At 71.3% G+C, this 9,247-nt stretch carries 10 protein-coding genes; 4 read left to right on the top strand and 6 right to left on the bottom strand.

What is annotated here, in order from left to right:
- Positions 1–23: 23 nt before the first annotated feature.
- Positions 24–698 (bottom strand): arsenate reductase/protein-tyrosine-phosphatase family protein, encoded by a 675-nt coding sequence (locus FE256_RS16480; RefSeq protein ID WP_138177828.1) that lies wholly within the window; start codon positions 696–698, stop codon positions 24–26.
- 46 nt (positions 699–744) lie between these two features.
- On the opposite strand from FE256_RS16480, the gene FE256_RS16475 reads away from it, so the two are divergent.
- A complete protein-coding gene (locus tag FE256_RS16475) occupies positions 745–1,503 on the top strand; it encodes an aquaporin (protein ID WP_252371066.1) in 759 nt (252 codons plus the stop codon).
- A gap of 9 nt (positions 1,504–1,512) precedes the next feature.
- Entirely contained in the window at positions 1,513–2,898 is a 1,386-nt protein-coding gene (locus FE256_RS16470; protein WP_138177826.1) for an FAD-dependent oxidoreductase, read from the top strand.
- Positions 2,899–3,070: 172 nt separating this feature from the next.
- Here FE256_RS16470 and mtnB read toward each other — a convergent pair whose 3' ends face one another.
- From mtnB to FE256_RS16445, 5 genes are all read right to left on the bottom strand, one after another.
- A complete protein-coding gene (mtnB, locus tag FE256_RS16465; RefSeq protein ID WP_252371065.1) occupies positions 3,071–3,703 on the bottom strand; it encodes a methylthioribulose 1-phosphate dehydratase in 633 nt (210 codons plus the stop codon).
- Positions 3,700–4,401 (bottom strand): acireductone synthase, encoded by a 702-nt coding sequence (gene mtnC / locus FE256_RS16460; RefSeq protein WP_138177824.1) that lies wholly within the window; start codon positions 4,399–4,401, stop codon positions 3,700–3,702. Before mtnC ends, mtnB begins: the two co-directional genes overlap by 4 nt.
- Positions 4,398–5,582, bottom strand: coding sequence for a translation initiation factor eIF-2B alpha/beta/delta subunit family protein (locus FE256_RS16455; RefSeq protein ID WP_138177822.1), 1,185 nt, complete (start codon positions 5,580–5,582; stop codon positions 4,398–4,400). Before FE256_RS16455 ends, mtnC begins: the two co-directional genes overlap by 4 nt.
- 385 nt (positions 5,583–5,967) lie before the next feature.
- Positions 5,968–6,321, bottom strand: coding sequence for a hypothetical protein (locus FE256_RS16450; RefSeq protein ID WP_138177820.1), 354 nt, complete (start codon positions 6,319–6,321; stop codon positions 5,968–5,970).
- Positions 6,318–6,593 carry a hypothetical protein gene (locus FE256_RS16445; RefSeq protein WP_138177818.1) on the bottom strand — a complete coding sequence of 92 codons (276 nt, stop codon included), beginning with the start codon at positions 6,591–6,593 and terminating at the stop codon, positions 6,318–6,320. Before FE256_RS16445 ends, FE256_RS16450 begins: the two co-directional genes overlap by 4 nt.
- A 448-nt stretch (positions 6,594–7,041) precedes the next feature.
- On the opposite strand from FE256_RS16445, the gene ddaH reads away from it, so the two are divergent.
- The gene (gene ddaH / locus FE256_RS16440) at positions 7,042–7,926 is read left to right on the top strand and encodes a dimethylargininase (RefSeq protein ID WP_138177816.1); all 885 of its coding nucleotides are present in this window, start codon (positions 7,042–7,044) and stop codon (positions 7,924–7,926) included.
- Entirely contained in the window at positions 7,923–9,137 is a 1,215-nt protein-coding gene (gene rocD / locus FE256_RS16435) for an ornithine--oxo-acid transaminase (RefSeq protein ID WP_138177814.1), read from the top strand. Before ddaH ends, rocD begins: the two co-directional genes overlap by 4 nt.
- Positions 9,138–9,247 lie beyond the last annotated feature (110 nt).

The following is a 9,247-nucleotide window of genomic DNA, read 5'->3' as shown; positions in this document are numbered from 1 at the left end:
GCTCACGGGTGTTCCTTCGGTGGTCAGGGGGCGGTGAGTCGAGGGGCGAGTTCGGTGATGCGGCGCTCCAGCTCGTCGTAGGCCGAGTCGAAGGCGTCGTCGGTGCCGGTGCGCACCGGGTCGGGGATCGACCAGTGCAGGTTGCCGGTCACGCCGATCTCTTCGTGCGCCGTGTCGCACACGGTGATGACGAAATCGGAGTCGGTGAGCACGGTGTCCAGCGCCCGCGGCGATCCGGCGGAGAGGGCGAGCGCGTGGCGCTCGGCGGTGGCCACCGCGCCCGGGGCGATCCGGTCGGCGGGGTGCGTGCCGCCGGACGCAGCGGGGATGGTGCTGCGCGTGGCCCAGAGGGCGGCGGCGAGCTGCGACCGCGCCGAGTTGGCGGTGCAGACGAACACTACGCGCTGCGCGCGTTCCGTTCTCCCGGGGGCCAGATCGGCCAGCGCCGCTTCCGTCAAGCGCACATAGCTGCGCCGACGGTCGGCCTCGGAACGCGAGCGTTCCACCATTCCCACCGATTCGAGGACGTTCAGGTGGTGCGCGACGAGGTTCGACGGCAGGCCGAGGGTGGCGCGGATCTCCGAGGGAGACAGGTCGCCCAGGGTGAGCAGATCCACGATCCGCAGGCGCGACGGATCGCCGAGGGCGGCGTGCCGAGCGGCGCGATCCTCCACGTCCGAAGTTCTCTCAACGTTCATTGCCTCAATATTGACTGATCTATCACTCGCAGGTCAAGATGAACCCGTGACTCCCACCGAATCCGTCTCCGCTCCCCGCCGGCCCTACCTTGCTCGCCGTGTGGCGGCGCAGTTCGTCGGCACGGGTCTGCTGGTCACGGTGGTCGTCGGATCCGGCATCGCCGCGCAGCGGCTCTCGCCGGACGATGTCGGGCTGCAGCTCCTCGAGAACAGCCTGGCCACCGCTCTCGGGCTGGCCGTGATCATCCTCATGCTGGGGCCGGTCTCGGGGGCGCACCTGAACCCCGTGGTGTCGGTCGCCGACTGGGTGCTCGGGCGCCGGTGGGGCACCGGCCTGCCGCTGCGCGACCTCGGTCCGTACATCGCCGCGCAGGTCCTCGGCGGTACCGCCGGGACGCTCCTCGCCGGCGTGATGTTCGACGTCGCCCCCGCCTTCTCGGCGAACGAGCGCGCCACCGGCGGCCACCTGGTGGGAGAAGTGGTGGCCACCACCGGACTCGTGCTGCTGATCTTCGCCCTCGCCCGCACCTCGACCGGGGTGACCACCGCGGCCGCGGTGGGTGCGTACATCGGTGCGGCGTACTGGTTCACCAGCTCCACCTCCTTCGCCAACCCGGCCGTGACGATCGCGCGGATGTTCACCGACACCTTCACCGGTATCGCCCCCGCGGCGGTTCCCCCGTTCGTCCTGGCGCAGTTCGCCGGCGCCGCCCTCGGACTCGCGCTCGTCGTCCTGTTCTTCCCGACCGCCGCCCGGGCCGCGAGCGAGGTCATGACCCCCGTGCACCTCGAATCCCGATCCTGAAAGGTCCTCATGCACCTCGTTGCCATCGGCGGAAGCGACGCCGGAATCTCCACCGCGCTGCGCGCCCGTGAGCTCGACCCCTCCGTCGACGTCACGGTCGTGGTCGCCGACGCGTACCCGAATTTCTCCATCTGCGGCATCCCGTACTTCTTCTCGCGGGAGGTGCAGCCCTGGCAGTCCCTGGCGCACCGCACCCACGCCGACCTCGAGGCCACGGGCATGACGCTGCGCCTGGACACCCTCGCCACCGGCATCGACGTCACCGGCCAGAAGCTCACCGTGCGCACCGCCGACGGCGCCGAGTCGACGATCCCCTACGACGCGCTCATGGTCGGGACCGGGGCGTCGCCCGCGACCGCCGGCATCGCGGGCCTCGACGAGCTCGGACCCGACGACGGCGTGCACCTGCTGCACTCGATGGGCGACACCTTCGCGCTGGAGCGCTACCTCGACGAGCACGAGCCCCGGAGCGCGATCATCGTCGGCGCGGGGTACGTCGGTCTCGAGATGGCCGAGGCTCTCACCGTCCGGGGGCTCCACGTCACGCAGCTCCAGCGCGGGCCCGAGGTGCTGTCGACCCTCGACCCCGAGCTCGGCTCCCTCGTCCACGACGAGCTCACCCGGCACGGCGTCGACGTCCGCACCGACACCCGCGTGGCCTCGGTCGCCCGCGACAGCGGTCGTCTCACCGTCACCGGCACGCACCACGGCGAGCCCGTCGCCCACACCGCCGACCTCGTGCTGGTCGTGGTCGGGGTCCGCCCCAACACCGAGCTGCTCACCGCGGCGGGCGCCTCGACCGGCGCCGGCGGGGCGGTCGTGGTCGACGAGCAGATGCGCACGGGTGTGCCGAACGTCTGGGCCGCAGGCGACGGCGTGGTCACCCACCACCGTCTCCTCGGCGTCACGTACCTGCCGCTCGGCACCACGTCGCACAAGCAGGGCCGCGTCGCCGGCGAGAACGCGATCGGCGGCGACGCCCGGTTCGCGGGCAGCCTCGGCACGCAGGTCGTGAAGGTGTTCGACGTCGTCGCCGCGCGCACCGGCCTGCGCGACCACGAGGCCGTCGCGGCGGACTTCGCGCCCCACAGCCACACCGCGATCGCCGACGACCACAAACGCTACTACCCGGGCGCCACCCCGATCAGCATCCGGATCACCGGCGACACCCGCGACGGGCGTCTGCTGGGCGCCCAGCTCGTCGGGACGCGCGGCGCGGAGATCTCCAAACGCGTCGACACCTATGCCACGGCGCTCCACCACGGCATGACCGTGGCCGAGATGAGCGACCTCGACCTGTCGTACACGCCCCCGCTCGGCTCCCCGTGGGACGCCGTGCAGATGGCGACGCAGGCGTGGGAGCGCGAGGCCCGCGCGTTGACTCCGACGCGGTAGTCGTCGGGGTACCCGCGCTGCCCGCGGTCCCAGCGGTCGCAGCGATAAACGCTTCCTGCATCGAGAAACGCGCTCAGCGAGCGTGTCTCAGTGCAGGGAGCGTTTATCGCGGGGTGAGGGCGAGGGGACGCACAGACAAGTCGGGTGCGGGGCGACCCGGGGATGCCGGACCTCAGCGCGTCGCGACCGCGAAACGCAGCAGCCACTCGGTGATCTCGAGGTGGCGGCGGGCCGCGGCGACGTCGGCGCCCCAGGCGTACATGCCGTGGCTCGCGACGATGAGTGCGGGCACCTCGGGGACCTCCGCGGTCGCCGGGACGTAGACCTCGTCGAAGCGGGCGGCCTCGACGGTCATGTCCTGGTCGTTCGCGATGACGGGGATCGTCACGGTCTCGTCGTGGGCACGGTGGCCTATGCCTTTGAGCATCTCCATGTCGCGGATCTCGACCCCGCCCGGCCACCGATGCCCCGCGACGACCGCGTCGAACGCGTGCACGTGGAACACCGCCCCCGCTCCCGTGCGCGCGGCGATGTGGGCGTGCAGCCCCGCTTCGGCCGAGGGCGGGCGGGGGTCGGCGGCGTCGAGGGCGTCGCCGTCGGCGCCGATGAGAACGACGTCGCGATCGGTGAGTTCGGACTTGTCCAGGCCCGAGGCGGTGACGGCGAGCACGAGCGGATCGCGGTCGACCACGATCGAGAGGTTGCCCGAGGTGCCGCGCATCCAGCCGTAGCCCGAGAAGCGCGCGGCCTCGGCGGCGAGGGCCGCCCCGGCGGCGCGCACCCGGTCGGGGTGGGGGAGGGTCACCGGGTGAGCCCGATCTCGTCGAAGGATGCCACCGCCGGAGCCGCGAAGTTCGCGCCGTGCCACGGCTCCCCTTCGCGGTCGAGCGCGACGACCTGCCAGCCGGCGGCGAGGGCCGCGGTGACCTCGTCGGGGTGATCAGTGAGGAACAGGGCCCGCGAAGGCTCCACCCCGAGCGCGGCGGCGATGCGGTCGTACGAGCCGGACTCCTTCTTGGGGCCCGCGCTGACGGTGTCGAAGAAGTCCTCGACGAGCACGGTCAGGTCGCCCTGCGGGGCGTGGCGGAACCACGGCACCTGCGAGGCGACCGAGCCGGACGAGTAGACGGCCACACGGATGCCGTTGTCGCTCCACGCTCTCAGCCGCGCGGGCACGTCCTCGAAGAACTGCGAGTGGATCTCGCCCGCGGCGAAGCCCTCGGCCCAGATGATGCCCTGCAGGGTCTTCAGCGGCGTCGACTTGACGTCGGAGGCCATGAGTCCGCGGAGCGCCTCGGCGATCTCGGCGTCGGTGGCGTCGGCATCCAGACCGGTCTCGGCGATCGCGTCGGCGCGCGCGGCGCGAACGGTGTCGTCGTCGCGGCCGAGCACCTCGTCGAGGCGCGGACGGGCGTAGTCGTACAGGTCGCCGAGGATGAACCCTGCGGCGCTCGTGGTGCCCTCGATGTCGAGAACGACGACGTCGGCGGAGATGGCGGTCATTGGGGATCCTCGTCGGGAGAAGGGGACACGGGACGGAAGGCGACGGTGTCGGGCTGCACGGTCGCGGCGATCGGGGCGGGATCGGCGGGGGAGCGGCGTCGGCGGAGCGCGGGTGCGGCGTCGACGGCTGTGGCATCCGGATCGGTCGAGAAGTGCTCACCGACGCGCGCGGGCTCGAACGTTCCGCGGCTCGTGGCGATGCGGGTCACCAGGCGCGGGGGAGTGACGTCGAACGCGGGGTACCACGCGTCGGTCACGAGGGGGCTCGCGGTGCGCTGACCGAGCACCTCGAGCACCTCGCGGGGGTCGCGGTCCTCGATGACGATGTCGGCGCCGGTGGGGGCTCCGGGATCGGGCGCCTCGACCATCGCGAAGTACGGGATGCCGAACGCCGCCGCCGCGGCCGCGTGCGCGAGCGTGCCGACCTTGTTCACGACCGACCCGTCGAGGGCGACCCGGTCGGCCGCGGTGACGACGGCGTCGATGGGGCCGGTGCCGACGCCCCGCGGCGAGGCGAGCGCGGCGGCGGCCATGCCGTCGGTGATGAGCGTGACCTTCTGGTCGAGTTCGCGCAGCGAGTGCGCGGTGAGCCGGGCGCCCTGCAGGTAGGGGCGGGTCTCGGTCGCGACCCACTCGATCTCGCGACCGGCTTCGCGCGCCGCGGCGACGAGACCGAACAGGTAGGCGTCGGCCCAGCAGTGCGTGAGGATGCGCGGCGACTCGGGCAGCAGCGACAGCGTCGCCCGGCCCAGGCGCAGGCTCGCCTCGCGGTAGTCGCGGTCCACGGCGGTCGCGGTCTCGAGCGTCGCGGCGACGAGGGCGACGGTGTCGTCGGCGTCGCGGCCGGCGTCGAGGATGCGGGCCACCGCGTCGCGCGGGTGCGCGTTCGTCGGGCGGGCGGTCGCGAGGGCGCGGCCCGCGCGTCCGAGGGCCGTGCGCGCCTCACCCAGGGGCAGCCCGCGCGCCTGCAGGGCGGCGAGGGCCATCCCGGCGCTCGCCGCGTACAGCGGGCCCGAGCTCTGCGTCACCATGTCGCGGATCGCCGAGGCGACCTCGTCGGGGGTCGTGGCATCCACCCATTCCACCCGGGCGGGGAACACGCGACGGTCGAGGATGCGGACGACACCGGCGGATTCGTCGAGGACGACGGAGTATTCCAGGGTCGCGGTCGAGGTGGACATCGAGGTCATCCTCCCACGGGGGACTGACACGGGCCGAGTCGATGACGCCGCGCGACCGGATGCCCGAGCGATTCGGCAGGTGTCAGTTGCTGGCCCTGTGAACGACGTCACGATGCCAGCCGGCGAAGTTCGTTACTTCGACGATCGAATGCCCCGGGACCTGGGGATCGGTCGGAGAGGCATATGCCCATTGCGACGCGAAGTCAGCCCCGGCGGAAGCGTGTCGAATCGCTCGGGCACGTCGGTCGGATCGGGAAGGCGAAACGAATATCGGATGAAGTGGTGATGAGCCTCAGCGTGTTCACAGCGAGGGGCACCGCAGGCGGGCGCTCTGTTCGTCGCCGCCCCCGGGAAGGGTCGAGGTTGGGTCACGCCCGGTACCTCGCTACGCCACGTCGGTGTGCGTCGAGTACCGCCCGATGACCATCGCGATCCCCTCGCGTACGAGTTCGCTCTCGGTTTTCCCGGTCGTTGCTCTGATCGCGCTGAGTTTCTCGTAGTCGGTTTGTGGAACTCGCCCTCGCACGGTGGGAGAGGTCCCGGATGCTGCGGCGGAACGGGGCGGACGTCCGGGCTTGCGCATGGCTTCGCGGATGTTCTGCTCGTCGCCGAACTCGCGGAGAAGGAATGCGCGCCCCGCTGCGGAGGCCGCGTCGCCAGCGCGGACGTCAAGGGGGGCCGCAACAGGGCTGCCGGACTCGGAGATCCGCTCCGCCCGGGTGTCATTGCTCTCGATCATCCGGGGTTCTCCTCTCGATACCGTCTCAGCTTCGGCCCCAGACGCATGGCATGGAAGACCCGGGCTTCGGGGACTCCGCCGAAGTCTTCGACCAGGACCTCGAGTTCACGGGAGGTCTGTGCGTGCTCGGGTCCGATGTAGAGCACCACCCTCCCTCCGCGTTGCCCGGTTTCCGGAAGCGTTGCGACATAGGTCGCGTGCAGGATCGCGTAGACCTGGTCGGATTGGCTGACACCGTGCTTACGACTCGACTCCTCCCAGATCGGGCTCACGATGAGCTCGCACTCCGACAGAGAAGATCGGCCGAGATGAAATGTAGCACAATTAGCCCTTCGTGCGTCGAAGGGCTCAGTATCGGTCGGTCCGGCGGCTCGCGCAGCTGCCGTGTCGGGAGCCAGGGCCGAGACGCCGCGCAGTTCACGAGTGATTTCGCCCGACAGGTGCCGCGGGCCATAAACGCTTGGCGTCTGTTCCTGCTGTCGCGCTGCGCATAACCTCAGCGCTTCACGCACCCTCCGCCCGATCCGGCCGGATGCCACTGACCCGGCGCGGATCGCCGAGGTTGCGCCCGTCGCTCGCGCGCCCACGCGCCCGCGTGAGACAATGGCCGCGGCGTGCCCGGACCGACCTTTCCCCGCACGGCGCCTCGGGTGCCGCCGGGTCGAAGGGCCACCGGGCCCAGAGGACAGCGTCCGCCGCACCTTCTCCTGAGGAGTCGAGATGTCCGCGAACACCACCGCCGCCACCGCCGAGACCGCACCGGTCGAGCGCGTGCAGCAGCACCGCCGCTACCTGATGTGCCGGCCCGAGCACTTCACCGTCAGCTACAGCATCAACCCGTGGATGGAGCCGTCGCGCCCCACCGACACCGACCTGGCCGTGCGCCAGTGGCAGGCGCTGTACGACACGTACACCGAACTCGGCCACGAGATCGAGCTCATCGACCCCGTCGAGGGACTGCCCGACATGGTCTACACGGCCAACGGCGGTTTCGTGATCGACGGCGTCGCATACGGACCGAAGTTCCGCTTCCGCGAGCGCGCCGACGAGGCCCCCGCGTTCATCGACTGGTTCGCCGCGAACGGCTTCCAGGTCGCCGAGCCCGTCGAGGTCAACGAGGGCGAGGGCGACTTCCTGCTCGTCGGGAACACGATCCTCGCCGGCACCGGTTTCCGCTCCACCGGCGACAGCCACCGCGAGGTGGGCGAGGTCTTCTCGCGCGATGTCGTCTCGCTGACCCTCACGGACCCGCGGTTCTACCACCTCGACACCGCGATCGCGGTGCTCGATCCCGTCGAGGGCCCCGGCGGTGTCGAGAAGGCCAACATCGCGTACCTGCCGAACGCGTTCGACGAGCGCAGCCAGGCGATCCTGCGCGAGCGCTACCCCGATGCCATCCGGGTCTCGGATGCCGACGGCGCGGTGTTCGGCCTGAACTCGGCCAGCGACGGCAAGAACGTCATCATCTCGCCGCGCGCGAAGGGCTTCGAGGCGCAGCTGCGCGAGCGCGGGTACACCCCCGTGCTCGTCGACCTGTCCGAGCTGCTGCTCGGCGGCGGCGGCATCAAGTGCTGCACGCTCGAGCTGCGCGGGGGCACCCGATGAGCACCGCCGTCGACGACCTCGGCGCGCAGCTCATCGCCGCCGAGAACGCGCACGTCGCGCACAACTACCACCCGCTGCCCGTCGTCGCCGCGCGCGCCGAGGGCGTCTGGGTCACCGACGTCGAGGGCAAGCGCTACCTCGACCTGCTGTCGGCGTACTCCGCGCTGAACTTCGGCCACGGGCACCCGGCGATCCTCGCGGCCGCCCGTGAGCAGCTGGAGCGCCTCACGCTCACGAGCCGCGCGTTCCACAACGACAAGCTCGGGCCGTTCGCGACTGCGCTCGCGCAGCTGTGCGGCAAAGACCTGGTGCTGCCGATGAACACCGGGGCCGAGGCGGTCGAGACCGGCATCAAGGTCGCCCGCGCGTGGGGCTACCGCTCGAAGGGCATCGCCCCGGATGCCGCGACGATCATCGTCGCGAACGGCAACTTCCACGGCCGCACCACGACCATCGTCGGCTTCAGCGACGACCCCACGGCGCACGACGACTTCGGTCCGTACGCGCCGGGGTTCGTGCACGTGCCGTACGGCGACGCGGATGCCATCGCTGCGGCGATCGACGAGAACACCGCCGCGGTGCTCATCGAGCCGATCCAGGGCGAGGCCGGCGTCGTGATCCCGCCCGAGGGGTTCCTCCGCCGGGTGCGCGAGATCTGCTCGGCGAACAACGTGCTGTTCATCGCCGACGAGATCCAGTCGGGCCTCGGCCGCGTGGGCGAGACGTTCGCGTGCGACCGCGAGGGTGTCGTGCCCGACGTGTACCTCCTCGGCAAGGCCCTGGGTGGCGGCATCCTGCCCCTGTCGGCGGTCGTCGCGAACGCGGACGTCCTCGGCGTCATCCGCCCCGGCGAGCACGGCTCGACGTTCGGTGGCAACCCGCTCGCGAGCGCGGTGGGTCTGCGGGTCGTCGAGATGCTGGCATCCGGTGAGTTCCAGACCCGCGCCAAGGCGCTCGGCGAGCACCTCGCGCACGGTCTCGAGAGCCTCGTCGGACACGGCGTGACCGCCGTGCGCGTCGCCGGGCTGTGGGCGGGCGTCGACATCGACCCGGCCGTCGGCACGGGACGCGAGATCGCCGAGAAGCTCCTGTCGCGCGGCGTGCTGGTGAAGGACACGCACGGCCAGACGATCCGCATCGCCCCGCCCCTGACGATCCGCGCGACCGAGATCGACTGGGCGATCGAGCAACTGCGCCACGCCCTGTCCTAACCGCGTGAGGGGTCAGTTTCTGTCGCTTCGCATCGCTCGAGGCGACAGAAAATGACCCCTCACGCGACGGTCACGGGCAGCTCGTGCCAGCCGGTCGCTCCGTCGGGGGC

It is taken from the genome of Microbacterium sp. 5K110 (genome assembly GCF_005774735.1).
Classification (GTDB): domain Bacteria; phylum Actinomycetota; class Actinomycetes; order Actinomycetales; family Microbacteriaceae; genus Microbacterium.
The sequence above is the reverse complement of the archived record's forward strand: the minus strand, read 5'-3'. Positions and strand labels throughout refer to the sequence as shown.

Excerpts from the sequence above, each read along its gene's own strand:
- rocD (WP_138177814.1), top strand. The coding sequence starts at position 7,923 with ATGAGCACCGCCGTCGACGACCTCGGCGCGCAGCTCATCGCCGCCGAG.
- ddaH (WP_138177816.1), top strand. The coding sequence starts at position 7,042 with ATGTCCGCGAACACCACCGCCGCCACCGCCGAGACCGCACCGGTCGAG.
- FE256_RS16450 (WP_138177820.1), bottom strand. The coding sequence starts at position 6,321 with ATGATCGAGAGCAATGACACCCGGGCGGAGCGGATCTCCGAGTCCGGC.
- FE256_RS16480 (WP_138177828.1), bottom strand. The coding sequence starts at position 698 with ATGAACGTTGAGAGAACTTCGGACGTGGAGGATCGCGCCGCTCGGCAC.
- FE256_RS16455 (WP_138177822.1), bottom strand. The coding sequence starts at position 5,582 with ATGTCCACCTCGACCGCGACCCTGGAATACTCCGTCGTCCTCGACGAA.
- mtnC (WP_138177824.1), bottom strand. The coding sequence starts at position 4,401 with ATGACCGCCATCTCCGCCGACGTCGTCGTTCTCGACATCGAGGGCACC.
- FE256_RS16470 (WP_138177826.1), top strand. The coding sequence starts at position 1,513 with ATGCACCTCGTTGCCATCGGCGGAAGCGACGCCGGAATCTCCACCGCG.